At 65.8% G+C, this 26,180-nt stretch carries 27 protein-coding genes; 17 read left to right on the top strand and 10 right to left on the bottom strand.

Going from position 1 to position 26,180, the window contains the following annotated elements; genetic code table 11:
* Positions 1 to 194 precede the first annotated feature (194 nt).
* From ACVIGA_RS29695 to ACVIGA_RS29680, 4 genes are all read left to right on the top strand, one after another.
* A complete protein-coding gene (locus tag ACVIGA_RS29695; RefSeq protein ID WP_456668796.1) occupies positions 195 to 581 on the top strand; it encodes a hypothetical protein in 387 nt (128 codons plus the stop codon).
* A gap of 222 nt (positions 582 to 803) precedes the next feature.
* Positions 804 to 1,730, top strand: coding sequence for a DMT family transporter (locus tag ACVIGA_RS29690; RefSeq protein WP_456668795.1), 927 nt, complete (start codon positions 804 to 806; stop codon positions 1,728 to 1,730).
* Between the two features lie 83 nt (positions 1,731 to 1,813).
* A complete protein-coding gene (locus ACVIGA_RS29685) occupies positions 1,814 to 2,623 on the top strand; it encodes an MlaD family protein (protein ID WP_456668794.1) in 810 nt (269 codons plus the stop codon).
* 107 nt (positions 2,624 to 2,730) lie between these two features.
* On the top strand, positions 2,731 to 3,885 hold the full coding sequence (locus ACVIGA_RS29680) for an alpha-hydroxy acid oxidase (RefSeq protein ID WP_456670914.1): 1,155 nt from the start codon (positions 2,731 to 2,733) through the stop codon (positions 3,883 to 3,885).
* 189 nt (positions 3,886 to 4,074) lie between these two features.
* On the opposite strand, the gene ACVIGA_RS29675 is transcribed toward ACVIGA_RS29680, so the two are convergent.
* Entirely contained in the window at positions 4,075 to 4,479 is a 405-nt protein-coding gene (locus ACVIGA_RS29675; protein WP_223969693.1) for a hypothetical protein, read from the bottom strand.
* A 75-nt stretch (positions 4,480 to 4,554) separates the two neighbouring features.
* Between ACVIGA_RS29675 and ACVIGA_RS29670 the strand changes: the two genes are divergently transcribed.
* Positions 4,555 to 5,175: a TetR/AcrR family transcriptional regulator gene (locus tag ACVIGA_RS29670; RefSeq protein ID WP_456668793.1), complete on the top strand. Its 621-nt coding sequence runs from the start codon at positions 4,555 to 4,557 to the stop codon at positions 5,173 to 5,175.
* 172 nt (positions 5,176 to 5,347) lie between these two features.
* Complete coding sequence (locus ACVIGA_RS29665; RefSeq protein ID WP_456668792.1) at positions 5,348 to 6,280, top strand: IS110 family RNA-guided transposase; 933 nt, start codon at positions 5,348 to 5,350, stop codon at positions 6,278 to 6,280.
* Between the two features lie 160 nt (positions 6,281 to 6,440).
* On the opposite strand, the gene ACVIGA_RS29660 is transcribed toward ACVIGA_RS29665, so the two are convergent.
* Complete coding sequence (locus tag ACVIGA_RS29660; protein WP_456668791.1) at positions 6,441 to 6,842, bottom strand: DUF1330 domain-containing protein; 402 nt, start codon at positions 6,840 to 6,842, stop codon at positions 6,441 to 6,443.
* A 118-nt stretch (positions 6,843 to 6,960) separates the two neighbouring features.
* Between ACVIGA_RS29660 and ACVIGA_RS29655 the strand changes: the two genes are divergently transcribed.
* Together ACVIGA_RS29655 and ACVIGA_RS29650 are read left to right on the top strand one after the other, a co-directional pair.
* On the top strand, positions 6,961 to 7,806 hold the full coding sequence (locus ACVIGA_RS29655; protein WP_223969696.1) for an HD domain-containing protein: 846 nt from the start codon (positions 6,961 to 6,963) through the stop codon (positions 7,804 to 7,806).
* 242 nt (positions 7,807 to 8,048) lie between these two features.
* Positions 8,049 to 8,990 (top strand): DMT family transporter, encoded by a 942-nt coding sequence (locus tag ACVIGA_RS29650; protein WP_456668790.1) that lies wholly within the window; start codon positions 8,049 to 8,051, stop codon positions 8,988 to 8,990.
* 18 nt (positions 8,991 to 9,008) lie between these two features.
* Here ACVIGA_RS29650 and ACVIGA_RS29645 read toward each other — a convergent pair whose 3' ends face one another.
* Complete coding sequence (locus tag ACVIGA_RS29645; protein ID WP_456668789.1) at positions 9,009 to 9,965, bottom strand: LysR family transcriptional regulator; 957 nt, start codon at positions 9,963 to 9,965, stop codon at positions 9,009 to 9,011.
* A gap of 134 nt (positions 9,966 to 10,099) precedes the next feature.
* On the opposite strand from ACVIGA_RS29645, the gene ACVIGA_RS29640 reads away from it, so the two are divergent.
* Positions 10,100 to 10,483: a nuclear transport factor 2 family protein gene (locus ACVIGA_RS29640; protein WP_456668788.1), complete on the top strand. Its 384-nt coding sequence runs from the start codon at positions 10,100 to 10,102 to the stop codon at positions 10,481 to 10,483.
* A gap of 218 nt (positions 10,484 to 10,701) precedes the next feature.
* On the opposite strand, the gene ACVIGA_RS29635 is transcribed toward ACVIGA_RS29640, so the two are convergent.
* Complete coding sequence (locus ACVIGA_RS29635) at positions 10,702 to 12,387, bottom strand: methyl-accepting chemotaxis protein (RefSeq protein ID WP_223969700.1); 1,686 nt, start codon at positions 12,385 to 12,387, stop codon at positions 10,702 to 10,704.
* Positions 12,388 to 12,656: 269 nt separating this feature from the next.
* Here ACVIGA_RS29635 and ACVIGA_RS29630 point away from each other — a divergent pair, with 269 nt between their 5' ends.
* From ACVIGA_RS29630 to ACVIGA_RS29615, 4 genes are all read left to right on the top strand, one after another.
* Positions 12,657 to 13,700 (top strand): C-terminal binding protein, encoded by a 1,044-nt coding sequence (locus ACVIGA_RS29630; RefSeq protein WP_212316156.1) that lies wholly within the window; start codon positions 12,657 to 12,659, stop codon positions 13,698 to 13,700.
* A gap of 137 nt (positions 13,701 to 13,837) precedes the next feature.
* The gene (locus ACVIGA_RS29625; RefSeq protein ID WP_456668787.1) at positions 13,838 to 15,184 is read left to right on the top strand and encodes an ABC transporter substrate-binding protein; all 1,347 of its coding nucleotides are present in this window, start codon (positions 13,838 to 13,840) and stop codon (positions 15,182 to 15,184) included.
* 130 nt (positions 15,185 to 15,314) lie between these two features.
* A complete protein-coding gene (locus ACVIGA_RS29620) occupies positions 15,315 to 16,271 on the top strand; it encodes a carbohydrate ABC transporter permease (protein ID WP_223969703.1) in 957 nt (318 codons plus the stop codon).
* Between the two features lie 40 nt (positions 16,272 to 16,311).
* A complete protein-coding gene (locus tag ACVIGA_RS29615; protein WP_298379720.1) occupies positions 16,312 to 17,154 on the top strand; it encodes a carbohydrate ABC transporter permease in 843 nt (280 codons plus the stop codon).
* A gap of 167 nt (positions 17,155 to 17,321) precedes the next feature.
* Here ACVIGA_RS29615 and ACVIGA_RS29610 read toward each other — a convergent pair whose 3' ends face one another.
* From ACVIGA_RS29610 to ACVIGA_RS29585, 6 genes are all read right to left on the bottom strand, one after another.
* Positions 17,322 to 18,143: an energy transducer TonB family protein gene (locus tag ACVIGA_RS29610; RefSeq protein WP_223969704.1), complete on the bottom strand. Its 822-nt coding sequence runs from the start codon at positions 18,141 to 18,143 to the stop codon at positions 17,322 to 17,324.
* Between the two features lie 5 nt (positions 18,144 to 18,148).
* Positions 18,149 to 18,595, bottom strand: coding sequence for a TonB system transport protein ExbD (exbD, locus tag ACVIGA_RS29605; RefSeq protein ID WP_375778828.1), 447 nt, complete (start codon positions 18,593 to 18,595; stop codon positions 18,149 to 18,151).
* Positions 18,596 to 18,598: 3 nt separating this feature from the next.
* Entirely contained in the window at positions 18,599 to 19,336 is a 738-nt protein-coding gene (gene exbB, locus ACVIGA_RS29600; RefSeq protein WP_456670913.1) for a tonB-system energizer ExbB, read from the bottom strand.
* Between the two features lie 73 nt (positions 19,337 to 19,409).
* The gene (gene hutX / locus ACVIGA_RS29595) at positions 19,410 to 19,883 is read right to left on the bottom strand and encodes a heme utilization cystosolic carrier protein HutX (RefSeq protein WP_456670912.1); all 474 of its coding nucleotides are present in this window, start codon (positions 19,881 to 19,883) and stop codon (positions 19,410 to 19,412) included.
* A gap of 47 nt (positions 19,884 to 19,930) precedes the next feature.
* Complete coding sequence (locus ACVIGA_RS29590; RefSeq protein ID WP_097673166.1) at positions 19,931 to 20,263, bottom strand: antibiotic biosynthesis monooxygenase family protein; 333 nt, start codon at positions 20,261 to 20,263, stop codon at positions 19,931 to 19,933.
* A gap of 149 nt (positions 20,264 to 20,412) precedes the next feature.
* Complete coding sequence (locus ACVIGA_RS29585; RefSeq protein WP_456668786.1) at positions 20,413 to 22,761, bottom strand: TonB-dependent hemoglobin/transferrin/lactoferrin family receptor; 2,349 nt, start codon at positions 22,759 to 22,761, stop codon at positions 20,413 to 20,415.
* Positions 22,762 to 23,012: 251 nt separating this feature from the next.
* On the opposite strand from ACVIGA_RS29585, the gene hemP reads away from it, so the two are divergent.
* Genes hemP through ACVIGA_RS29565 form a run of 4 tightly spaced genes read left to right on the top strand, consistent with a single transcriptional unit; the run spans position 23,013 to position 26,075 of the window.
* On the top strand, positions 23,013 to 23,219 hold the full coding sequence (gene hemP, locus ACVIGA_RS29580; protein ID WP_456668785.1) for a hemin uptake protein HemP: 207 nt from the start codon (positions 23,013 to 23,015) through the stop codon (positions 23,217 to 23,219).
* Between the two features lie 8 nt (positions 23,220 to 23,227).
* Positions 23,228 to 24,178, top strand: a complete 951-nt coding sequence (locus ACVIGA_RS29575) for a heme/hemin ABC transporter substrate-binding protein (RefSeq protein ID WP_456668784.1) — start codon at positions 23,228 to 23,230, stop codon at positions 24,176 to 24,178.
* A complete protein-coding gene (locus ACVIGA_RS29570; protein ID WP_456668783.1) occupies positions 24,175 to 25,275 on the top strand; it encodes a FecCD family ABC transporter permease in 1,101 nt (366 codons plus the stop codon). The genes ACVIGA_RS29575 and ACVIGA_RS29570 overlap by 4 nt, the downstream gene beginning before the upstream one ends.
* Entirely contained in the window at positions 25,272 to 26,075 is an 804-nt protein-coding gene (locus ACVIGA_RS29565; protein WP_456668782.1) for a heme ABC transporter ATP-binding protein, read from the top strand. The genes ACVIGA_RS29570 and ACVIGA_RS29565 overlap by 4 nt, the downstream gene beginning before the upstream one ends.
* The last annotated feature ends 105 nt before the right edge of the window (positions 26,076 to 26,180 follow it).

The raw sequence follows: 26,180 nt of genomic DNA, 5'->3' as shown, positions 1-26,180 counted from the left end.
GTATTGCAGTGCCCGCCCGGCACGACTGCCTGGCTATCGTGAAAACACGGATCGTCCTCCAGGTCGCCGGGACCGTTTGTCGATCCGGATTATCCGTAGAAGTCCCGTCGCGACGAACCGCTGTTCGATTTGCTACCAATTATCGTCGCGGACATGTTGTCGACGGACGTAGCTGGAGATCGCCCAGGCGCACCATGAGCACATCGCAGGACGACCAGATCGATCAACTGGTGCAGGCGCGCTGGCGCGCAATCGGCCTGTCGCAGGCAGATCTCGCCGAGATCCTGTGCGCGGGCGCCTCCCTGCAAAAGAACGGCGTGGACGGCACCGTCAAGATCGATACCGGCCGCCTGGCGACCGTCGCCGAGATGCTCGGGGTCGCCGCCGATATCCTCAATCGCCGGCCTGCCACCCCGGCGCAGACACACGGCGGCCAGGCGTCGGAATCGCTGCAATCCCTGCTCGAGCTGCGCATGCTGCGGGTGTTCCGCGACGTCAAGGACCCCGACACCAAGCGGATCCTGATCGAGCTCGCCGAGCAGATCGTCAAGCGCCAGACCACGCCATCGGAGACCGGCTAGAGCACGATCCGGAAAAGTGCGAAGCGGCGCGTGCCGCCGCTGCGGAGCGACCCGGCAAAGCGCCACCGCGCCTTCCGTAAGGGGCCTTCGCGCATGGTCGCGATGCGTCCATCCCCATTGATAGAAGGGCGGAATCCGTGTCTGTGACGGACGCCGGGGCGATCCGTACCGGCCCGGCGACGGGCGGGTGGGCCGCGGCGTCGTGAACCCGGGCCTTTCGCAATGTCTGCCACCGATTCCACCACAACGCCTGCGTCCGGCTCCTGGATCGCCAACCAGCCGTATCTATTGCTGTGCATCACCGCGATGTGCTGGGCCGGCAATGCGATCGTCGGCCGGCTCGCCGCCGGCCATATTCCGCCGGTGACGCTGTCGTTCCTGCGCTGGTTCGTGGCGTTCCTGATCATCCTGCCGCTTGCCTGGAAGCACCTCGCCCGCGACTGGCCCGCGATCCGCAAGAATCTCGGCATCATGCTGCTGCTGTCGATGACCGGCATCAGCGCCTTCAACACGCTGCAATACTGGGCGCTCGAGCACACCCAGGCGCTCAACACGCTGCTGCTGCAATCCTCCGTGCCGCTGATGGTCGCGCTGTGGTCGCTGATCCTGCTCGGCGCGCGGCTCACGCTGGCGCAGCTCTGCGGCGTCTTGCTGTCGCTCGCCGGCGTGCTGGTGATCCTCCTGCACGGCGATCTCACGACGCTGTCGAAGATCGAGTTCAACAAGGGCGACCTGATCTTCATCGCCGCGCTGGTTATCTTCGCGCTGTACTCGGTGCTGACCCTGAAGCGGCCCAGGATCCACGGGCTGTCGGTCGCGGCCTTCACCTTCGGCTGCGGCGCGCTGTTCCTGGTCCCGTTCCTGGTCTGGGAACTCGGCGCGCGTCCGGTGATGCAGCTCACGACCGGCAATCTGCTGTCGCTGTTCTATGTCGCGGTATTCCCCTCGACGGTGGCCTATCTGTGCTTCAACCGCGGTGTGCAGCTGATCGGCGCCAACCGCGCCGCGCCGTTCTTCCACATGGTTCCGGTGTTCGGCACCATCATGTCGATCGTGTTCATCGGCGAGCATCCGCAGGCCTTCCATTTCATCGGCTTCGCACTGGTGCTGGCCGGGGTCTTCGCGGCGTCGCGGCGGCAGTCGGCCTGAACTCGCCCGCCGGAGGCGCGGTGACTAGCGGCGGCAAATCCGCTATCTCTTGAAGTCTGCTTCGCGGACAGGTCCCCAAACGCATGGCGCGCGCCAGCAATCTCGTGATCGGCACCCTGACGCTCGCTTTGATCGCCGGCTCGCTCGGCGGCTGGCTGGGCTATCAGCGCTATGCCGGCATCAAGCGGATGGTGCCGTTCCGCGTCGTGTTCGAGGGCTCGGCCTCCGGCCTGCGCCGCGGCGCCAGCGTCAACTTCGCCGGCGTGCGGATCGGCGAGGTGGTCTCGATCAGGCTCGACCGTCACCGCGTGGTGGCGATGACGCGGATCGAGGGCAACGCCCCGATCAAGAAGGACACCCAGGCCGGTCTCGAATTCCAGGGCCTGACCGGGATCGCCGCGATCTCCTTCACCGGCGGCACCGACGAAGCCCCACCGCCGCCGCTCGGCGCCGACGGCATTCCCGAGCTGACCGCCGATCCCGAAGGCACCATGGGCATCCAGGAGAAGCTGCGGGTCGCGCTGCGCAATGTCGATCGCGTCATCACCGAGAACCAGGCCGACATCAAGGACTCGCTGCTCGGGCTCGAGAACTTCACCAACTCGCTGTCCGGCAATGGCGAGCTGATCGCGGGCTTCATCGATGCCGCCGACGACGGCATCAGCACTGTCGACGCCAAGCTGACCTCGGCCGACAAGTTCCTGAAGAGCTTCGGCAGCGACAAATATGGTGGCGAGTTGCTGCCGACCGTGATCTCGCTGCGCGAGCTGATCCAGAGTTTCGACAAGAAGTCCGGCACCATGATCGCCGAGACCCGCAAGACGCTCAGCGACGTCAGCCAGTCCGTCAACCAGTTCAACGAGAAGATTGTCGGGCGCGGCGGCAGGCGCTAGCCTCGCGCTCCAACCAAGAACCAAGAACGACGGAAACGCCCAACGTGCACGACCGGACCGCAGCGCTCTCCCCGCCTCCCGCAACCGTCAACCGCGCGGCAAGCGCCGTGCCCCGGCATTTGCGGCGCTATCTCACGCTCGACGATTTCGAGCCGCAAGCGCGGCGGCTGTTGCCGAAATTCCTCTACGGCTACATCTCCGGCGGCGCCGAGACCGACGCGGCGCGGTCAGATAATCGCCGGGCATTCGACGAATACGGCTTCGTGCCGCGCGTGCTGAAGGACGTCTCCGGCCGCGACCAGACCACGACGCTGTTCGGCAAGAGCTACGCCTCGCCGTTCGGGATCCCGCCGATGGGCTCATCCGCGCTGTGCGCCTATCGCGGCGACATCGTGCTGGCGCGCGCCGCGGCCGCGGCCAATGTCCCGATGATCCTCTCGGCCTCCTCGCTGATTACGCTGGAGGACGTCCGCGCCGCCAATCAGCAGGCCTGGTACCAGGCCTATCTCGCCGGGCTTCCCGAGCGCATCGAACCGCTGGTCGATCGCGTCGCGGCGGCCGGCTACGACACCTTCGTCGTTACCGCCGACGTGCCGGTGCCGCCCAACCGCGAGAACAACATCCGCAACGGCTTCCAGGTGCCGCTCGAGATCACGCCCCGGGTGTTCTGGGACACCATCACCCATCCGGACTGGCTGCTGAACACCTGGGCGCGCACCGTGTTCAATCACGGCATGCCGCATTTCGAGAACATGGACGCCAAGCGGGGGCCGCCGGTGTTGTCCAAGAACTTGATGCGCAACATCGGCAGCCGCGATCAGCTCGCCTGGAAACACGTCGAGCTGATCCGCAAGCGCTGGCCCGGCAAGCTCGTGGTCAAGGGGCTGATCTCGCCGGAGGACGCGCGGCTGGCGCGCGAGCACGGCTGCGACGGCGTGATGGTCTCCAACCATGGCGGCCGGCAGCTCGACTACACCGTCTCGGGCTTGCGCACGCTGCCGGAGATCGCGGCGCAGAAGGGCGATATGACCGTGATGGTGGACGGCGGCATCCGCCGCGGCACCGACGTGATCAAGGCGCTCGCGCTCGGTGCCGATTTCGTCTGGATCGGCCGTCCGTTCCTCTATGGCGCCGTGGTCGCGGGCGAAGCTGGCGTAGCGCGCGCGATCTCGCTGCTGCACGCCGAGATCGACCGCGACCTCGCACTGCTCGGCATCCGCAGCATCAAAGAGATCACCCCGGACCTGGTGCGGAAGTTCTGAGACGATTGCATCCGCAACGGGACTACGTCCCCTCTCCCGCTTGCGGGGGAGGGTTAGGGTGGGGGTATCTCTGCTCGCGAGAGAGTCGTTGTGTGGCGAGAGCCCCCACCCGCTGCGCCCTTCGGGCATAGCGACCTAAGAGCGAGCTTCGCTCGTCTCGACCCCGCAAGCGGGAGAGGTAAGAAATCATCAGGCGTAGCGCGCCGCGCCCATGCAGAGCGCGGTGATCGCGAGCAGCCCGGCTGCGATGCGCTGGGCGACCGCCAACTGCGAGCGTGCAGCTGACGTATCGGTCGCGCCATTACGCAGTTGCCTGACCGCACCGCCGCCGACGATGATCTGCACGGCAACGGCTGCCAGCGCTGCGATCGCGCCACCCGCCAGGATCTGCTCCGACAATGCGAACGAACCTTCATGGACCAGGCGCCACAGCGTGGTGCCGGTGACGATCGCAACCGTCGCCGCGCCGATTTGCGGGACCAGCAGCTTTTCGCCTCCGAGGCCGCCGGTGCGCGCCAAAGTGAAGCTGGAGCCGGCCCAAAACACCGATGACAGGACGTGAAGGGACAGGGCTATGATGAGGACGGTCTGCATGATCTCGCTCCAACTGGGCATTGATAATTAGATATACATAATGTATAGTCAATCCGACGAAAGCAAGGCCAACCGATGCCGTCGCGCAGCTATGTGAGCCCCGCGCGCAGCGCGGCCGCCGCCGAGACCCGCGAGCGCGTGATCGAGGCGGCCTCGCGCACGCTGCGCGAAGGCGCGAGCATTGCGCGCTTCTCGCTTGATACGGTGGCGAAGGCCGCCGGCGTGACGCGGCTGACGGTCTACAACCAGTTCGGTTCGCGGCGCGGGCTGCTGGAAGCCGTGTTCGACGAGATCGCGCGTCATGGCGGGCTGCACCAGCTCGCCGACGCCATGGCGATGGCCGATCCGTGCGCTGCGCTCGACCGCATGGTCGAGATCTTCTGCGGCTTCTGGAGCCGCGATTCCGCGGTCGCCCGCCTGCACGACGCGATGGCGACCGATCCCGAATTCGCCGAGGCCCTGCGCGAGCGCAACGAGCGCCGCCGCCGCGGCGTCACCACATTGATCGACCGCATCGCGGGCAAGGGCGCATCGCCGCAGGCCCGCAAGGATGCCGTCGACCTGATCTTCGCACTGACGAGCTATCCGACTTTTGCCTCGCTGAGCGCGGGACGATCAAGGGATGAGGTCTGCCGCGTGGTGCAGGCGGCCTGCCGCGCGGCCCTTGCGCCGCTAGCAAACCCGTCATCCTTGTAAGTCTCGAATCGCCGGATCGGATAGAGTGTCCGGTGCGGTAGCGGACGGGAGACCGCTTCATCCCAGGGCTTTGAAGCCCGATCCTCAGCGCGGCGCCCCGTCCGTTGTTCCATTGAACCCGAACAGTCGCGAGGGCCGCCTGGCGAGCCCGGTTGCGCAAGGAGGGGTGCAGATGGACGCGATCTACGTTGGCATTGATGTGTCGAAGGACCGGCTGGACGTGCATGTGCGTCCGAGCGGGGAAGCCTTTGCCGTGGCGCGTGACGGCAAAGGCTTGGAAGAGCTCGTTGCGCGCTTGCAGGTGATCTCGCCAGCGCTGATTGCGGTGGAGGCAACCGGCGGCTTCGAGACCATCGTCGCTGCTGCGCTGGCGGGCGCTCAGCTGCCGCTGGTGGTGGTCAATCCGGCCCAGATCCGGCACTTCGCGCAGGCGGTTGGTCAGCGTGCCAAGACGGACCCGATCGATGCGGCAGTCATCGCGCGGTTTGTCGAGGCCGTAAAGCCGGAGCCACGTGCCATGCCGGATCAGGAAGCCCGGCTGCTGGCTGAACTGGTCAGTCGCCGACGGCAGATCATCGAGATGATCGTTGCCGAGCGTCAGCGCGAGAAGCGGGCCGAGAATGTCCGCGTCCGCAAGAGCCTTGCCCGCCATATCAAGGTCCTCGAGAAGGAGCTGCCGGAGATCGACAACGACATCGACACGCTGGTGCGCGGCTCGCCAGTCTGGCGCGCTAAGGAGGAACTGCTGGTCAGCTTTCCTGGCGTGAGCAACACCCTCGCGCGGACCTTCCTTGCCGAGGTGCCGGAGCTCGGCGCACTCAATCGGCGCCAGATCGCGAGCCTCGCCGGTCTTGCCCCGTTCACCCGCCAGTCGGGCCGCTGGAAGGGCAAGAGCATGATCGGCGGCGGAAGAGCCAAGCTGCGCGCCGGGCTCTACATGGCCGCTCTGTCGGCCAGCCGATACCATCCGCAGCTCAAGGTCTTCTATCGGCGCCTGGTGACCGCTGGTAAGCCCAAGATGGTCGCCCTCAGCGCCGTTGCGCGCAAAGTTCTCACCACCCTCAACGCCATGCTCAGGGACCAAAAACCATGGCAACCCGCTTGACGAAGAACACAGTCGCTGAGGAGCCGCGAAGCGGCGTCTCGAAGGATGAATCGGCCACAGTCGGGCCGTCGACCCTTCGAGGGCCGCTGAAGAAGCGGCCACCTCAGGGTGACGGTGATAGACTTGAAGGCGAGGCCTCGGGAAAAGTTCACGCTCCCCCTCACCCAACCCTAAACTTGCTGTAGGCCTCGCGCGTCGCGATGATGACGTGCTCCTCGCAGCCGTTGCGGCGATGCGGGTCGCAGCGGGTCTCGTAATCGGCCGAGGTCATCATGTCGAGGAAATCAGCGACGCTCGGGTAGTAGACCAGCGCGAGGTAATCCCAGCGCTGGCCGGCCGGCTCACCCAGCGCGACCGTCTCGGCGCCGCCGGTCCAGAGCAGCGTGCCGCCGCGCGCCTTGATCATGGGGACGGTGAGCGCGCTGTAGCGCAGATAGGCATCCCAGCCCGAGCCGTCGCCGTCGAGTGACCGCTGGCGAAACCGCATCAGGTTGACCATCACGACCGGAGCCTCTTGGTCCAGCTCGCTCAAGCCTTTGACGTTCAAGAGATCGACGCCCATCCACCAGCTCCCGTCCCGCGCCGGGTCGGTCCGGCCGCAACGATTATGTCACATCGCGGGACTACCCTGAAATGCTGGCAGGCCGTAAGCTCACCGCCCAATCTCGGAGGTCAATGCCGTGATGACCCTTCCCGAACTTGCGGCCGACGCGCTCGGCAAATTCCTCGGCGAATACATGCAGCGCCGGTTCGGCTCTTCGCAGACCCAGCTGGTCGAGATGGTGCCCTCGATCGCGCGGATCGCGATCGAATGCATCGGCAACAGCGACGCGCTCTATCACAATGTCGAGCACACCATGCTGGTGACCCTGGCCGGCCACGCCATCCTGCGCGGCCGCGCGCTGCACTCGCACATGAGCGCCGAGGATTATGCGCATGTCATCGTCGCCTGCCTCACCCATGACATCGGCTATGTGCGCGGCCTGTTCGATGCCGACGACCACAATGGCTATCTGGTCGCAGCCGACGGCCGCAAGGTGATCCTGCCGCGCGGCTCGTCGGATGCGGCGCTGATGTCCTATCATGTCGACCGCTCGAAGATCTTCGTGATGGAGCGGCTCAAGGGCGTCGCCCTCCTCGACAAGGAGCGCATCGCGCGCGCCATAGAGGGCACCCGCTTTCCGCAGAGCGCGCCTGATGGCAATGAGGAGTTCGGCGAGGAGGCCATCCTGCTGCGGGCCGCCGACCTGATCGGCCAGCTCGGCGATCCCCACTACATTCGCAAGGCCAACGCGCTGTACCTCGAATTCGAGGAGGCTGGACTGAACCGCCAGCTCGGCTACGATTCGCCGGCCGATCTCGTCGACCTCTATCCGCGCTTCTACTGGGACAGCGTCGCGCCGCACGTGCAGAAGGCGATCCGCCACCTCAACATCACCTCCAGCGGACGGCAATGGATCGCCAATCTCTACGGCAACGTCTTTCGCGCCGAGCGCGACATCTCGCTGTCGGGACCGCAGAAGTAGGTTGGAGGCCGCGCAGGTGAACCCATCACCGTCACCCTGAGGAGCGCGGCACGCGCGTCTCGAAGGGGCGACGGCCACCAGCCGGGCCGTGCATCCTTCGAGGCTCGCTCCGCTCGCACCTCAGGATGACGGAAGCGAGCTGTCGCAACGCCGCGAACGACAACCGGTGTGAGTACGCATGGCTCCAATCCGCTCTTTCGTCTTGTGGCGGCGGCGGATTCGGGCACAACATCCGCCAGATAATGACCGCCTTGCCCGCCCCAGCCACAACCCCACGCCGCTCGCCGCTGCACTGGCTCAACAACCAGCCCTATCTGCTGCTCAGCCTGACGTCGCTGTTCTGGGCCGCCAATATCGTGCTGGCGCGGCATGTCGGCAGCCATGTGCCGCCGGTCACGCTGACCACGATCCGCTGGTTCGGCGTGTTCCTGATCCTGCTGCCGTTCGCCTGGCCGCACCTGAAGGAGGACTGGCCAAAGCTGCGCAGGGCGCTGCCGCTGATGCTGCTGTTGTCCGCCGTCGGCTTCGCGTTCAACAACGCGATCTCCTACTGGGCGATGCAATATACCGAGGCGTTGAACGCGCTGCTGATCCAGTCGGCGGGGCCGCTGTTCGTGGCGCTGTGGTCGCTGATCCTGTTCGGCGTCCGGCTGACGCCGGCGCAGCTTGCCGGCATCGCGATCTCGCTGGCGGGTGTGCTGACCATCATCCTGCGCGGCGACTTCTCGGCGCTCGCCAGCATCAGCTTCAACCGCGGTGACATCATGTTCGGCGCCTCGCTGGTGTCGTTCGGGCTGTATTCGGCGCTGATCCCGCGGCGGCCGAAAATCCATCAGCTCTCGCTGATCTCGTTCACCACCTGCTGCGGCGCGCTGATGCTGCTCCCGGTGGCGATTTGGGAATTCGCCAACGGCGTGACGCTGAAGTTCGACCTGCTGACCGGCGCGACGCTCGCCTATGTGCTGATCTTCCCGTCCACGCTCGCCTATCTGTTCTTCAACCGCGGCGTCGCGCTGATCGGACCGAACCGCGCGGCGCCGTTCTTCCATCTGGTGCCGGTGTTCGGCTCGGCGATGGCGATCCTGCTGCTCGGCGAGACGCTCGCGCCGTTTCATCTGATCGGCTACGCGCTGGTGCTCGCCGGCGTCATCATCGCCTCACGGCAAGGATCCGCGAAGGGTTAGCCGACGCCGCGGATGCGGCTAGCCTGCCTTGCGCATGCCGGCGGATTTGCGGGGCGCATGCGGCTTTGCCACCAGCGCGTCCGTGATGAAGTCGATAAACCGCCTCACCTTGGCCGGCACGTGGTTACGCGAGGCGTAATAGACGTAGAGCGGAAAGCGCTCATCGGGCCAGTCCGGAAACAGCTCGACCAGCGCGCCGCTCCGCAGGTGATCGTCGAGGCCGAGATCGATCACCTGCGCGATGCCGAAGCCGGCCAGGCAGGCGCCGAGCTTGGTTCCTGCATCGGTCACGGTGAGCCGCCCGTTGACCGCGACCGGCACGACCTCGCCGCCGCGCCAAAACTCCCAATCGAACGGACGCCCGGTCGCCGCGTCGATTGCCTGGATGCACTGATGGTCGCGGCTCGCGAGCTCCCGCGGATCAAGCGGCCGGCCGTGTCGTTCGAGATAGATCGGCGAGGCCACGGTAAGCACGCGCGCATCGAGGACGCGGCGTGCAATCAGCGCCGACGGCGCCGGCTCGCCGAAACGCACCGCCAGATCAAAACCGTCGCTGACCAGATCCGCGATCCGATCGCGGGTCTCGATACGCAGCTCCATGCCTGGATTCTGCAGCAGGAACTCGCTCAGCTTCGGCGACAGCACCATGCGCGAGAACAGCGGGTCGACATTGACCCGCAGCCTGCCGCGCACTGCATCGCGCGATTTCGAGGTCTCCGCCGCCGCCTCGCCGATCCCGGCCAGATGCGCGGCAACGCGCTCGCACAGCGCGCGTCCTTCCTCGGTGAGCTCGACGGCGCGGCTCGTGCGGTGAACCAGCCTGGCATCGAGGCGCGCCTCGAGCTTGGCGATTGCCTTGCTGACGCCGGATTGCGTCATGCCGAGCCGTTCGGCGGCCCGGCCGAAACTGCGCGCATCCGCCAGCGCCGCGAGAACCACCAGGCCGCCAACCAGCCGGCCGTCAACTTCGTCCATGCCGATGCCTCTCAGTCATCCAAGAGATGACCGCCCAGTCGTAGCACTCCGCCGCCATATCGGCCACTGTCGGCGCAGATCACCGGTTCGATCCGGTGAGGCCACCCCACATCGTCCGCTACGGAGATTTTGCAATGAGCGACATCCAGGCCATCGCATCCGCAATCGATGGATATTTCAACCTGATGTATGACGTCGACGACAGCCGGTTCCGCGACGTCTTCTCCGATGCCTGCATCGTGCACGGCATCCGGGACGGCAAGCACACCGTGCGGTCGGCCGCTGAATTCCGCGACTTCATCCGCAGCCGTCCCTCGCCGGCGTCGATGAAGTCGCCGCGCGAGGAGGCCATCATCAGCATCGACCAGACCGCGTCTGATCTCGTCATCGCCAAGGTGCGCGTCAGGGCCGGCCAAACCGGCTTCATCGACCATCTCGTGTTTCATCGGATCGACGGCAGGTGGCTCATCACCACCAAGGCGTTTCACGTCGCGCAGGTCTTCCCGGCGGGATCGTAGCGTCGCCTACGGCCGATTTCGGAATATTAGAAATGTGACACTGATTTGCCCGACGTGTCAAGTTGGCTGGGCGCACGCCGGCTGTCACCGGCTACTTTGCATGGGGTTGTTTTCGATATTTTTGGCGGCGCGCCCCTGCGAAGCCTGTCAATTCCGTCACAGTCGTGGAATGCGCAGGGTGGGTTGCGCTTCGCTAGCTAACCCACCCTACGCGATCGTTACGCCGCACGTACCTTCTGCAGGAACTCGTCGACTGCGTTGCGCAGCATGCCGGACTGGGTGTCGAGCTCGCGCGCATTCGACAGCACGTCGCCGGCCGCGGTGCCGGTGGCGGCGGCCGCGGTGGTGACGCCGCCGATATGGGCGGAGATCTCGCTCGAGCCGGCTGCGACCTGCTGAATGTTGCGCGCGATTTCGCGCGTCGCATCGCCCTGCTGGTCGATCGCAGTCGAGATCGAGGCCGTGATCTCGCTCATCTGCGCGATGGTTGCGGTGATGCCGCCGATCGAGGTCACCGCCTCGCCGGTGGAGGCCTGCATCGCGGCGACCTGCGCCGAGATCTCCTCGGTCGCCTTCGCGGTCTGGTTGGCCAGCGCCTTCACCTCGGAGGCGACCACCGCGAAGCCGCGGCCGGATTCGCCGGCGCGCGCCGCCTCGATGGTGGCGTTGAGCGCGAGCAGATTGGTTTGCGCTGCGATCGAGTGGATCAGCTTGACCACCTCGCCGATCTTCTCGGCGCCGGTGGAGAGCGCCTGCACGGTCGCGTTGGTGCGCTCGGCATCGGCCACCGCCTGGCTTGCGACCTCGCTGGAACGCGCCACCTGGCGCGAGATTTCCGCAACAGAGCTGGAGAGCTCCTCGGCCGCTGCGGCGACGGTGCCGACATTGTTGGAGGCAGAATCGGATGCAGCACCCACGGTCGCGGCCCGCGCGCTGGCGTCGCTGGCGGTTGCGGTCATCGACTGCGCCGTGGTCTGCATGCCGGCGGCGGCGGAGGCCACCGTGCGGACGATGCCGTTCACGCTGCGCTCGAAATCGCTGGCAAGGCCCTGCATCGCGCTCCGCCGTTCGGCGGTGGCGCGCGCCTGCGTCTCGGCCTCGGCCTGCTCGAGGCCGCGGATGCGGATCGCATTGTCCTTGAAGATCTGCACGGTCGCCGCCATGCCGCCGACCTCATCGCCGCGGCCGACGCCGGGGATGTCGCCGTCGAGCTTGCCGTCGGCGATGTCGCGCATGCGGGAGCCCAGCAGGTTGAGCGGCCGGGAGATGCTGCGCCCGATCAGCCAGGCAACCGAACTCGAGATGATGCCGATGCCGAGGATCGCGAGCCCGAGCAACCAGGCAATGGGACGCATCTTGGCGTCAATATCGTCGAGATAGGCGCCGGTGCCGAGATACATGTCGAAGCCGGGCACTGCGACCGCGTAACCAAGCTTTCGGATCGGTGTCTCCTGACCCGGCTTCACGTATTCATAGAACAGCAGAATGTCGCCCTTGGCCTTCACGCCGTCCATCAGCTCCTGCGAGAGCTTGCGGCCATTGGTCACGACGTCCATCCGATTGGTGCCAACCTGCTTCGGATCGGGTGCCAGCACCGTGATGCCGTTGTAGTCGGTGCCGAACAAATAGCCCGAGCCATTATCGTAGGTCATCGCGTTGCCGCGCTTACCCAACTCGGCCAGTGCCGCTTCCTTGGTCAACTTTCCGGCGTCGACATCCTTCTTCAGGCTCGCTGCCATGTTCTTCGCCATCTCGACCATGGCCTTGGCCTGGTCGATGCGAGCATTTGTCATCTCACGCTGCATCAGCTGACCGGCGAGGATGCCGGCCGTGCACAGACCGAGGAGGGTCACCCCCACCAGAATGCCGAGCTTGGGGGTGATCTTCAGATTTGACAGCTTCACGGGGATCTCCAGAAGAGGCGGGGAACGCGACGCGATAGGCGGATTGATTCCGCTCACCGTAATGTGAGACCCTTTACCTGATGGTTACGGAGGTTCCCCGTAGAAGCCCGGAGAATCGGGCCGCGGACCAACCGGCAATTGTGGAGAGACCGGCGCCGCTCGCGTAGAAGTAGGGACAGCGGTGATCCAGGCCGCGCTCCGGGAATCAAGAACATCAAGAAGCAGACCAGCAAGAAGCAAGAACAGAAGACCTCAATCGGGAGCAGACAATGTCGAAATTCAGGGTGGTGACGCCGAAGGGTGCGAGCTTCACGGTCGCCGGCGGCGGCTATGACTATGAGCGGGAGGCGCTCGATCCGATCGGCGCCGAAATCGTCGAGGCACCGGCCAACGAGGCCGAATTCATCGCCGCCGCCCGCACCGCGGACGCGATCTACGCCAAGGGCATGCCGATCACCAAGGCGGTGATCGATGCGCTCGAGAACTGCAAGGTGATTACGCTCGGCAGCGTCGGCGTCGACTCGGTCGACGTCAAGGCCGCGACCGCCCGCGGCATCCCGGTCACCAACATCCCCGACACCTTCATCGAGGAAGTTGCCGACCACGCCATGATGCTGCTGCTCGCCGGCTTCCGCCGCCTGATCGAGCAGGACAAGATGGTGCGCTCAGGCCGCTGGGCCGAGGGCCGCCCGGCGCTCTTGAAGATTCCACGGCTGATGGGCCAGACGCTCGGCTTCATCTCGTTCGGCCGCGTCGCCCGCGCGGTGGCCAAGCGCGCCGCGCCGTTCGGCCTCAGGATGGTGGCCTACGATCCCTTCATCCAGGAAACGCTGATGTACGACCACGGCGTGATTCCCTCGACGCTGTCGGAGGTGCTGTCGCAATCCGATTTCGTCTCGATGCACGCGCCGGCGCGGCCCGAAGTGCATCACATGCTGACCGAGAAGCATTTTCGTCAGATGAAAAAGTCGGCCATCTTCATCAACACCGGCCGCGGCGCCACCGTCGATGAGGAATCGCTGATCAAGGCACTGCAGGAGGGCTGGATCGCCCACGCCGCGCTCGACGTGCTGGAGAAGGAGCCGCCGTCCCACAACAATCCGATGCTCGGGATGGACAATGTTACCTTGACCGCTCATGTCGCCTCGGCATCGGCACGTTTTGACGAGGCGCGCAAGCGTCGGGTGGGCTACGAATTGTCACTAGTGCTGCAAGGCATGTGGCCGGTAAGCTGCGTCAACCCGTCGGTGCTGCAAGACACCGCGCTGCGCCGCTGGCAACCCGTCAGCATGGATCGCGGTCCGAACAGCTGAGGCGGGCGACACGCTTCGCACGAAGGCTCGTGTCACCGACGATACGAGCCCTTCGCACGATGGGCGTCGTGACAACAAGACCCTTCACCGGCGGCCAACGCCGGGAAGGAACAATAGAGGCAGGGAGTGCAAACGACATGACGTACGAGGTCACGCGTCGCGACGCGCTGGCGCTGGGAGCTTCCGCGGCGGCACTGGCAATCACCGGCGCTTCGGCGCAGGAAGCGTCGAAGGTGAAGGCTGCCGACGTGACGGCGCCGTCGCTGCCGATCGAGAAGGGGGCGACCCTGCGCATGCTGCGGCCGGTGCGCTTCGTGCAGGCCGACGAAGACGTGTTCCGCGCCAATGCCAAGAAGTTCACCGACAAGACCGGCGTCGAGGTCAAGGTCGACTTCGTCGGCTGGGAAGACATCAATCAGCAGACCGCGGTGACCTCGAATTCCGGCGCCGGCCCCGACATCATCATCGGCTTCGGCGACGCGCCACACATCTATATCGACAAGCTGATCGAACTGACCGACGTCGCCGATTATCTCGACAAACGCTACGGCGGATGGCTGACGCTGGCGCGCCGCTACGGCATGCGCTCGAAGTCGAAGAGCTGGATCGGCCTGCCGTTCGGCGCCTCGGGCGGCCCGCTGGTCTACCGCAAGTCGCTGGTCAACGCGGCCGGCTTCGACAAGGTGCCGGAAGACCACGCCGGCATTCTCGAACTCTGCAAGAAGCTGAAGACGGCCGGCAAGCCGGCGGGCTTCGCGCTCGGCAACGCCGTCGGCGACGGCAACGGCTTCGCCAACTGGCTGTTGTGGTCGCACAACGCAGCGCTGCTCGATGAGGAAGGCAATATCATCGTCAACAGCAAGGAGACGATCGCGGCGCTGAAATATTTGAAGGAGCTCTATCCGACCTTCATCTCCGGCACGCCGTCCTGGAACGACGTCTCCAACAACCGCGCCTACTCGTCGCAGGAAATCGGCCTGACCGCCAACGGCGTCTCGCTGTATTTCTCGCTGAAGAACGATCCCGCGACCAAGGCGGTCGCCGACGACACCGAGCATCAGCTCCTGCCCAGGGGATTGGCATCGACTTCGCCGATGTCGGGCCTGACTCTGAATGCGATGGCGTTCAAGCACAGCCCGTATCCCAACGCGGCGAAGGCGTTCCTGAAATTCATGCTGGAGAAGGAGCAGTACGAGCCGTGGCTCAACGCCAACTCCGGCTACTGGTCGCAGCCGCTTGCGGCCTACGCGGACGCTGCGGTGTGGTCGGGCGATCCCAAGGTCGCGATCTTCAAGGACACGATGAAGAGCCCCTATTACAACGGCTACAAGGGGCCGATCTCGACCGCGACCGGCGCCGTCACCGCCGACTATGTGCTGGTGCAGATGTGCGCCTCGGTGGCGACCGACGCGGCAACGCCGGAAGCCGCGGCCGCGGAAGCCGAGCAGCGCGCCAAGCGGTACTTCCGGCGGCAGGGCCGGTAACGGCGGTCATTGAACCGTGGATCTGGACCAACCGTCATTGCGAGCGAAGCGAAGCAATCCATAGTAACACGAGCGAACGGATTGCTTCGTCGCTTCGCTCCTCGCAATGACGGCAGCTGACGAGCATTCAATGTCTGTAACGACACTCCCTTCACGGGCACGAGTGCTGCGCCAGCCGGGCCGGCTCGTGCGGCTGTTCGACTACAAGCCGTTCCTGATCGTGATGTGCCTGGCGCCCGCGATCGGCCTGCTGCTGGTGTTCCTCACCTATCCGCTCGGCCTCGGCATCTGGCTCGCCTTCACCGACACCACGATCGGCCAGCGCGGCATCTATATCGGGCTCGAGAATTTCCAGTATCTGCTCAAGGATCCCTTGTGGTGGAACGCGGTGTTCTACTCGATCTTCTATACCGCGGTCGCAACCTTCGGAAAGTTCGCGCTCGGCTTCTGGCTGGCGCTGCTGCTCAACAACCATTTCCCGTTCAAGAGCCTGATCCGCGCCATCGTGCTGCTGCCGTGGATCGTGCCGACGGTGCTCTCCGCACTGGCATTCTGGTGGATCTACGATCCGCAGTTCTCGATCATTTCCTATCTGCTGGTCGACGTGCTGCACCTGCGCGACAGCAATGTCGACTTCCTCGGCTCGCCCTGGCCGGCGCGGTTCTCGCTGATCGCAGCCAACATCTGGCGCGGCATCCCGTTCGTCGCGATCTCGCTGCTGGCCGGGCTGCAGACCATCTCGCCCTCGCTCTATGAGGCAGCGATGCTCGACGGCGCCACCTCCTGGCAGCGCTTCCGCTACATCACCTTCCCGATGATGATGCCGATCCTGGCGATCGTGATGACGTTCTCGATCATCTTCACTTTCACCGATTTCCAGCTGGTCTACGCCATCACCCGCGGCGGCCCGGTCAACTCGACCCATCTGCTCGCAACGCTGGCGTTCCAGCGCGGCATCGCCGGCGGCGAACTCGGCGAAGGTGCTGCGATTGCGGTCTCGATGATCCCGTTCCTGGTGTTCGCGACGTTGTTCAGCTATTTCGGCCTCGCGCGGCGCAAATGGCAGCAGGGAGAAGCCAATGACTGACGTGGCAGCCTCCAACGTCGCGCGCGCCGCACCGGACACGATGTCGTGGGACTCCGGCGCCCGGCGCGTGGTGATGATCTATCTGCCGCTCGCCTGCTTCATCCTGATCCTGCTGTTCCCATTCTACTGGATGGCGATCACCTCGTTCAAGCCGAACGCGGAGCTCCTGAACTACAAGGAGCACAATCCGTTCTGGATCACCTCGCCGACGCTCGCGCATGTCAAGCATCTGTTGTTCGACACCTCGTATCCGCGCTGGCTGAAGACCACCATGCTGGTCGCGATCGGCTCGACCTTCCTGTCGCTGTTTGCCTCGACGCTTGCCGCCTACGCGATCGAGAGACTGCGCTTCCGCGGCAGCCCCTATGTCGGGCTCGGCATCTATCTCGCCTATCTGGTGCCGCCGTCGATCCTGTTCATTCCGCTCGCCACCGTCATCGTGCAGTTCGGCCTGTTCGATTCACCGCTGGCGCTGATCCTGGTCTATCCGACCTTCCTGGTGCCGTTCTGCACCTGGCTGCTGATCGGCTATTTCAAGTCGATCCCCTACGAGCTCGAGGAATGCGCGCTGGTCGACGGCGCGACGCGGCTGCAGATCCTGTGGCGGATCACGCTGCCACTCGCGGTGCCCGGCCTGATCTCGGCCGGCATCTTCTCCTTCACGCTGTCCTGGAACGAGTTCATCTACGCGCTCGCCTTCATCCAGAGCGGCGCCAACAAGACCGTGCCGGTCGCGATCCTGACCGAGCTCATCACCGGCGACGTGTACCAGTGGGGCGCGCTGATGGCCGGCTCCCTGCTCGGCTCGCTGCCGGTCGCGCTGTTCTACTCGCTGTTCGTCGACTACTACGTGTCGTCGCTGACGGGGGCTGTGAAGGAGTAGCGGGGGCATCGGTCGAAGCGAACTCAGTCTGTCACCGTCATCCTGAGGAGCGCGGAGCGAGCCTCGAAGGATGAACGGCCACCAGCCGGGCCGTGCATCCTTCGAGACGCGCTGCGCGCTCCTCAGGATGACGGGATAGCGAGATCACCCGTCAAGAGTATCGGACGCTACCTTGGCACAAACGCGACCGGCACGCTGAAGCCCATCGAGCCCTGCGTGACCTCGGATGGAAACGCCGGAAACGGCTGGGCCTGGCGCACCATCGCCAACGCCCGCGCATCGAAGGTCGGATTGCCGGAGGAGCCGCCGAGATGGCTCGACAGCACCTGCCCGCCACGACCGAGCGTGAACACTAGGCGGACAACCCCGCGCTGGCCGTTGCCGCCGGCGGGATAGGAATGGAAACGCAGCAGATGGGCGCGGACACGTGCGTTGTAAGCCGCGATCGCCGACGCCGCTGCGCCGGCGCTGATCGCGGATGCCGCCGGCGCCTGGCGCTCGGCCCGGCTGGGCGCGCTGGTGCGCGGCGCCGGCGTCGCCTCGGACGGCTTCTTGGCCTCGCGACGGACCACCTTGGGCTTGATCGGTTCGGGCTTCCGCTCCGGAACGACCTTTGCGGGCTCGGGCTTCGGCGGCGTGGCCTGCTGCTTCTGCTCCGGCGGCGCCGTCACCTCGGGCTTCTCCTGCAGCGGCGTCGGCGCGATCTCCTCCGGCACGGGCCGCGCGGCGGCAGGCTCCGGCGGCGACGCGTCGGCCTCCTGCATCGCCGGGCCCGGCGGCAGCTCGGTCTCGGAAATCGCCGGCGCCGAGGTGATCGGCGTCAGGTCGACCAGCACGGCCGGCACCGCGACGCCCGGCGGCGGCACCGAGACCCATGTGATGCCGAGCGCAATCAGCGCAGCATGCGCGGCCAGGATCGCGAGCGCCGACAGGCTCCACCGCCTCAGCCTGATATCGTCGCCCGCACCATGGAGCGCATACACGTTCATCGAGATCAGCTTCGCCCGTCGAGGCCGACCAGCGCGATCTTGAGATAGCCGGCATTGCGCAACAGGTTCATCACCTCCATCAGGTCGCCATAGCTGACGGCCTTGTCGGCGCGCAGGAAGATGCGCTCGTCTTTCTTGCCCTGCGTCGCGCCATCAAGGGTCGCGGTCAGCGCGTCGCGCGCGATCACGTCCTCGCCGACCGCGACCGAGAGGTCGGGCTTCACCGTGACGAATACCGGCTTGTCCGGCCGCGGCTGCGGCTCCGCGGTCGAGGCCGGCAGATCGACGCCGAGATCGACAGTCGCGAGCGGCGCCGCCACCATGAAGATGATCAGCAGCACCAGCATCACGTCGATGAACGGCGTGACGTTGATTTCATGCGCCTCGACCAGATCGTCGTCGCCGCGACGCCGGCCGCCGAATGCACCGCCAGAACCGAGCTTCGCGCCCATCGCCTACTCCGCAGCGCGTGCCAGCCGGAACAGGCTGCGATCGTTCTCGCGGCTCACGAGCAGCATCACCATGACCGAGGCATCGCCGAGCAGCGCACGGTAGGCCGCGATCGAACGCGTCAGGTGATTGTAGATCACGACCGCCGGGATCGCGGCGACGAGGCCGAGCGCGGTCGCCAGCAGCGCCTCGGCAATGCCGGGCGCGACGACGGCGAGATTGGTGGTGTGTGCCTCGGAGATGCCGATGAAGGCATTCATGATACCCCACACCGTGCCGAACAGGCCGACGAAGGGCGCGGTGGCGCCGATGGTGGCGAGCACGCCGGTGCCACGCGCGATCTGCCGCGACATCACCGCCTCGACCCGCTCCAGCCGCAACGCGATGCGCTCCTTGAAGCCGTCGTCGAACATGCCGCCGGAGAGCGCGGCTTCGCGCGACGCCGACTGCACGATCTGTGCGACCGCATCGCTGCCGTCGCGGCTGGCCTGCTCGACCTCGGCGAGCTGCGTGTCGCGCTCCAGCAGCCCGATCCGCTGCCGCGCAAGCGTGGTCTTGCGGCGGATCTCGATGGTCTTGGCAAGCCAGACCGTCCAGGTGACGAGCGAGGCGAAGGCGAGTCCGATCATCACCGCCTTCACGACGATGTCGGCACTCTCGAACATGCCCCAGGGCGAGAGGTTGCGCGGCAACAGCGCGGCGTCGGCTGCGGCAAGGCTTGCGCCCGGCAGCATTCCGAACATGGCGCCCGCCACCATCCCGATGCGTCGCCCAAGCCTGCGATGCGACATGGTCGCCTCCCGTCCTTCGTCGGTCTCAGCTCGCTTTCGGTGCGATGCGGTCCGCCAGCGCGTGGAAACGCGCCAGCTGATCGCCGCGCAACGCGCGCGTCTCGTCGCGGCCGACGAACACCTTGAACATGATGCCGCCGTCGAGATTGATGAAGGCTATGAAGGCCGACACCTTGCCCATGAAGGGCCGCTCGACGAACGCGATCGCCGCACAGCGCTCATGCCTGAGGTGGCCGTGCAGCCCCTTCGGCTGCATCAGGTTGAAATAGCCGCGGCCCACCTCGCCTTTCGGAATGGCGCCGGTGAACTCGAAAATCGCGTCATCGGTGTGCACGATCAGCGTCACCTCGCCCCATTCCGCGATGTCCTGCATCGCGGCGGCGAACTCGCCGGCGCCGATCCGCACCATGCTGTCGGGTAACGCCTCGAGCACCGCACGCGGCGTCATCTTGCGTTCGCGCGCGACGTCCTCGATCACAGCGCCGGGATTGTCGGCCATGTAGGCCTTCAACCCGGCAAGCTCCGCGTTCTGCACGGCCGCCTCCGTCACGCCGGGCTCTTGGCGCGCTCGGTGATCAGCACCTCAAAGCCTTCGAATCTGGGATGGCCGAGATAGAGGCTGCCGCCGGTCTCGTTGCCGGCGCGGGAATGGGCACGGCGGAACGCATCCGACTTGGTCCAGTCCTCGAACGCCGCCTTGCTGGCCCAAACGGTGTGGGTCGCATAGAGCGTGTGGTCCTCGGCCTCGGGGCCCTTCACGAGGTGAAACTCGATGAATCCCGGCAGATCGCCGAGATAGGATTCACGGGTCTTCCAGACCGTCTCGAACGCCTGTTCCTTGCCCTTGATCACCTGAAACCGGTTCATTGCGATGAACATGAAAGCCTTCTCCTGTTTTGACGGCGGATACCTCGGACGATGCCTTGGATCCTGCCGGTTGATCTCGTTGATATCATGAACGCGCCAAAGCCGCGCTGGGGGCACCAGCGCGGCCGGAGCAACCTGGATGGAATGATCGGCTCGTCGCGTTACGCTCCACCTAGGTGAATCTTCAACCCGGCCTTGTAGACGGTGCCCGGACCGGGGCTCGAGAACAGCACGTCGTTCTGCGTCGTGCCGTCGCTCGACGAGCCCGGGATCGCATAGGGCCGGTAGTACTGGTTCAAGAGGTTGTCGACAGACGCCGTGAAGGTGATGTCCTTGGTGGCGTTCCAGGTCAGATAGAGGTTGACCAGCTCGTAGCCGGTCGAGGGCAGATAGCCCGCCGGCAGATCGTTGTTGGCGCCGAACGAGGACCATTGCGCGGCAATGATCAGCGTGCGGTCGAGCAGGCGGACGCCGCCCGTCGTCGTCACCTTGCGCGGCGTGATGGTGGCAAGCCCGACATTGGTCGCGGTGTTCCGGCCGCGCATCAGGTGGCCGGCGACACCAACGAACCAGTCACCCGCGTCATACATCGTCTCGAGCTCAAAGCCTTCGATGCGGGCGTGGGCGATGTTCTGGTACTGGTAGAACTGGCTGAAGCGTCCGAACGGCGTCGTGGTTGGCGTCGACGCGACGAGGTCGATATAGCCGTCGACGTCGTTGTGGAACACGTTGATCTTGCCGCGGAATGAATCATTCGCGGTGAAGATGCCGTCATACTTCAGGTTGATGCCGGCTTCCTTGTTCTTGCCGACCTCGGGCCGCAGCGCCGCGTTGGGCAGGAAGCAGAACAGGCCGCTGGTGCCGTCGGGGCAATTGAACAGCGCCGGGCCGCCGCCGGTGGCGTGGCCGCCCGAGATCAGGGTCTCGGTGATCGACGGCGCGCGATAGCCTTCGGCATAACTCACATAAGGCGTGAAGCCGGCCACCGGCGTGACGCCGACCGTGATCTTCGGCGACAGCCGGTCGCCGCTGGTCGTGGTGTTGACCGAGGTGAGCTCGTAGTGATCGTAGCGAACGGCACTGACGAGCTCGAGCCAGGTCGAATAGTTCTGCTTCAACTGCACGAAGCCGCCGGACACCGTGCGCTGGCCGCCTGGTGTCGTGATGTTGGAATTGCCGCGCGAGTCGAAGGTCTCGACATCGTCGCGGAAGGCGTCGAAGCCGTAGGTCACGGCGTTGCGCCAGTCGCCGAAATTGAACCGCGAGGTGTTGTTGACGTCGAGGCCGACGGTGTCGAGCGAATAGCCGCGCTTGTCGCCGACGCAGCCGGAGATATTGTTGCCGGGATTGGCGAGCGTGCAGACGCCGCCGCCTGACGTGATGCGGTTGTTGTAGGTCTTGACCTGGTCGTTGTCGGTGCGGTTGCCGTAGACCGAGATGTTCCAGTCGAACAGCATGTCGTCGGGCTTGGAATATCGCCAACTCAGCGTACCCGTGTAGTTCCTCGCATCGGAGGCATAGACCGAGGAGCCCGCGATCGCGGCCAGCGGCGCCGCAGTCGTGGTCGGGCCGCGGTTCGGCTGACCGATATTATACTGGTAGTCCTGGAAGACGCCGCCGATCTTGAACTCGTGGCCTTCGGCCGGGCGGATTGTCACCTTCATCAGGCCGGCCGCGATATCGTTGCCGGTGTTGCCGATCTCGGTGCCCGCGCCGTCCTTGTAGTTGCTCTGGGTGCGGTAGACCGCGCCGCCGAACACATCGACGTTCGGATCGGCGCGCACGCCGCCGAACACCGACCCCATGCCGCGGTCCTTGTTGCTGCCGTAGGAACCCGACATGTCGACGCCCCAGCGCTCGCCGGGACGCACCACATCATCGATATCCTTGGTGCGGAACGAGACCACGCCGCCGATCGCACCGGAGCCGTAGATATTCGCGGTCGGGCCGCGCACCACGTCGACGCCGCCGATCAGTTCGGGGTCGAGGAAGAAGGAGCCGTTGGCGTTGTGGCCGGTGCGCTGATAGTTCTGCCGCGCGCCGTCGACCACGACCGCGACGCGGCCGAAGTCCTGCAGGCCGCGGATGTTGACGACGGTCGCCGGATCGTCGCCGCGCTCCTGGAACGAGACACCGGGCACGTTATAGAAGATGTCGGACACCCGGTTCGGCTGCAGGCCCTGAATCTTCTCCAGCGTGACGGAACTGACCGGCGCCAGCGCGTCGATCGCGCGCTCTTCGGTCTTGGAGGCGACCGCCGTGATAGTGTCGAGTGATTGCACCGGCACCGCGCCGATCTGCGCGCGCGCATTCATCGCAGATGACGCCGCCGCCTGCGGGTTGGCCGCAAGCTTCGGCTTGCGCTGGGCCTGCTTCGGCCGCTCGGTCGCGGGACGCGCAGCCGACGCATCGGCGGTTTGCGCCAAACCGCTTGCCGGCAGCGCTGCCGAAAATGAAAACACCGACGCACCCAACATCAAGGCGCGCGAAACCCTAGCCCCGTCAGCCATTCTAGCCCCAGCCCGATCATCGCTTTTCTGGTTTGGCTGGCGTGCGCTCCACCGAGCGGCTTGCTGGCTACGTTGCGATGCAAGCCACAGGCTCGCATCGTGTGATGATTGGTTACGAGCCGGCAACAAAACGGTCAAGAATGCGGCGGCGCTGTTTACATCGATTGTAAAGTGCGGCCGTTGGAATGCACCTTCGCCCGCTTATACAAGCAAGCATCATTTGAAGATTTCGAAGGCGCAGCACCACGAGCATGTCGGCAACTTCCGGAGACAACATCGGCGCGGCGGGAAAGCAGGCCGTATCAGCGTCTGAAGCGGCCAAAACGCTCGTCATGCACGGGAATCGCCTCGACAGCCGCGACCTGTTCTCGGCCGAGCGCGAGATCATCATCGTGCATGGCGAAGAGCATTACCGCTTGCGGCTGACCTCGCAGAACAAGCTGATCCTGACCAAATGACCGCCCCGATGACAATTTGTCGCACGCTCGCCTTGCTCGCGCTCTCCTGTCTGCTGCCGATCGGCGCAGCCTCGGCCGAGGGCATCACCGTGCACGACGCACGCGACCGTGACGTCGTGATCGACGATCCCACCCGGATCGTCTCGATCGGCGGTGCAATCACCGAGATCCTCTATGCGCTCGGCTTCGAGGACCGCATCGCCGGTGTCGATGCGACCAGCCTCTACCCACCGTCTGCGCTGCGCGAGAAGCCCGACGTCGGCTACATGCGCCAGCTGTCGCCGGAGGGCGTGCTCGGCCTGCATCCATCGCTGGTGCTTGCGGTGCAGGGCTCCGGGCCGAAGGAGACCATGGACGTGCTGGAGGCGGCCAAGGTGCCGCTGGTGCTGGTGCCCGAGACGTTCTCTGAGGCCGGGCTGGTCGAGAAGATCAAACTTGTGGGCCATGCCATGGGCGCCGATCCGCGCGCCGCCTGCCTCGCCACAGCGGTGGAGAGCGACCTCGCGCAACTACGCACCTTGCGCGCCAAGGTCACAATGCCGGTGCGCGTGATGTTCGTGATGTCGTTCTTGAACGGCCGGGCGTTGGCCGCGGGCCACAAGACCGCCGCGGACGAGATCATCAAGCTCGCCGGCGGCGTCAACGCGATCGACGGTTACGACGGCTACAAGCCGGTCAACGACGAGGCCATCGTGGCCGCCAAACCCGACGTCGTGCTGTCGATCGATCGCGGCAAGGACTCGCTGACGTCGGAGGCCGTGTTCACCCATCCGGCTTTCGCACTGACGCCGGTTGCGGCCAACAAGGCCTTCATCGCGATGGAGGGGCTTTATCTGCTCGGCTTCGGACCGCGCACCGCGGCCGCGGCGCGTGACCTCTCTGTCAAGCTCTATCCGGCGCTGGCGCCGGAGGCCGCAACCTTCAAACCGGCGGCGCTGACCGCGAATTGCCGGCAATGAGCGTGCTGGCCGAACGCTCCGCGCGTGCGAAACAACGGCGCGCCGGCATTTCGCTACGGCCGGCGGCGACGCTCACCCTGCTCTGCCTGCTTGCGGCGCTCGCGGGGGCCGCCCTCGTCGCCCTGACGGTCGGTGCCGCGGGTATCCCAGTGGCACGGCTTCCCGCCGCGCTCGGGCTATGGGCCGACAGCGCGGCCAGCCCGCTGCTCGCGCGCGACCAGCTCGTGCTGTGGTCGATCCGGATCCCGCGGATCGCAGCGGCTGCGATGGTCGGCGCTCTGCTCGGCGTCTCCGGCGCCATCATGCAGGGCCTGTTCCGCAACCCCCTCGCCGATCCCGCGCTGGTCGGCGTCTCTTCCGGCGGCGCGTTTGCCGCCGCAGTGGCGATCGTGTTCACCGACAGCCATCTCGGCGAGAGCCTGCGCTTCCTGCAACATCAATTGCTGCCGATCGCGGCGTTCGCCGGGTCGCTGATCACGACCATCGTGCTTTATGGCATTGCGAGCCGCGGCGGCCGGACCTCGATTGCGATCTTCCTGCTGGCCGGGCTCGCGATTGCCGCGATCGCCAATGCCGGCATCGGGCTCCTGGTCTTCGTCGCCGACGACCGCCAGCTGCGCGACATCACCTTCTGGATGCTGGGTTCGCTGAGCGGCGCGACCTGGAGCAAGCTCACGGCGCTGGCACCGGTGCTGGCCGCGGCCCTGATCGCCTGCCTCTCGATCGCGCGCGGGCTCGACGTGCTGGTGCTCGGCGAGGCCGAGGCGTTCCACAGCGGCGTCGACGTCGAACGGCTGAAGCGGATCTCGATCGTGCTGGTGTCGGCGATGACCGGGGTCGCGGTTTCGGTCTGCGGTGTGGTTGGTTTCGTCGGCATCGTGGTGCCGCATCTGCTGCGGCTGGTGATCGGACCCGGGCATCGCCTGCTGTTGCCGGCCTCCGCGTTGCTCGGCGCCATCCTGCTGGTCGGCGCCGACACAGTGGCACGCACCATCGTGGCCCCCGCGGAAATGCCGATCGGCATCCTGACCGCAGCGATCGGGGCGCCGTTCTTCCTTGCCATGCTGCTGCGCCAGCGCTCCCTGGTGTCACTGTGAGCGCGCTGCTGGCGACGCAGTCGGCATCGATGACGATCGGCGGTGCCACGCTGGTCGATGCGGTCTCGCTGCAGATCGGCGCCGGCGAGATGGTTGCGATCGTCGGCCCCAACGGCGCCGGTAAATCGACCTTGCTGCGGATGCTGTCGGGCGATCTCCGTCCGTCGCGCGGAACGATCCGGCTCAGGCAGCGCGACCTCAATGCCTACGGTCCGCGCGAGCTGGCGCAGCACCGTGCGATGCTGTCGCAGCACGTCAACGTCACCTTCCCGTTCACCGTCGAGGAAATCGTCAGCATGGGCGCCGGCGAGAGCCCGCGCGCGGTGACGCGGGCGCTGGTCACTGCCGCGCTGGACGAGGTCGGGCTGGCGCATTTCCGTTTCAGGCAATTGCCGACGCTGTCCGGTGGCGAGCAGCAGCGCGCGCATTTCGCGCGCGTGCTGGTGCAACTCGCCTGCGGCGAGGCGCTGCATGGGCCGGGGCTGTTGCTGCTGGACGAGCCGACCTCGAGCCTCGATTTGCGGCATCAGATCGACCTGGTCGAGACCGCCCGGCGGCGCGCCGCGCGCGGCACCGCCGTGATCGCGATCCTGCATGATCTCAACCTCGCGATGCGGTTCGCCGACCGCATCCTGCTGCTGCATCGCGGCCGACTTGCCGTCGACGGCGACCGCGCCGCCGCGATGCAGACCGACACGCTGAGGCAGATCTTCGAGATCGACGCCACCATCGGCTACACCGGGGGTGGCGTGCCGTTCCTGCTGCCGCAGACGATGCGGCCGGCGGGCAAGGCGACGTAACGCCGCAAGGCTTATCCCGTCGCAACACCGCGGATTCACAAAACTGTCAGCCGGCTGTAACAGGCGGCTCGGAGAACACCGCATCGTTTGTCCTTTGGGAGATCA

The organism is Bradyrhizobium sp. USDA 3240, from assembly GCF_054063295.1.
The sequence above is the reverse complement of the archived record's forward strand: the minus strand, read 5'-3'. Positions and strand labels throughout refer to the sequence as shown.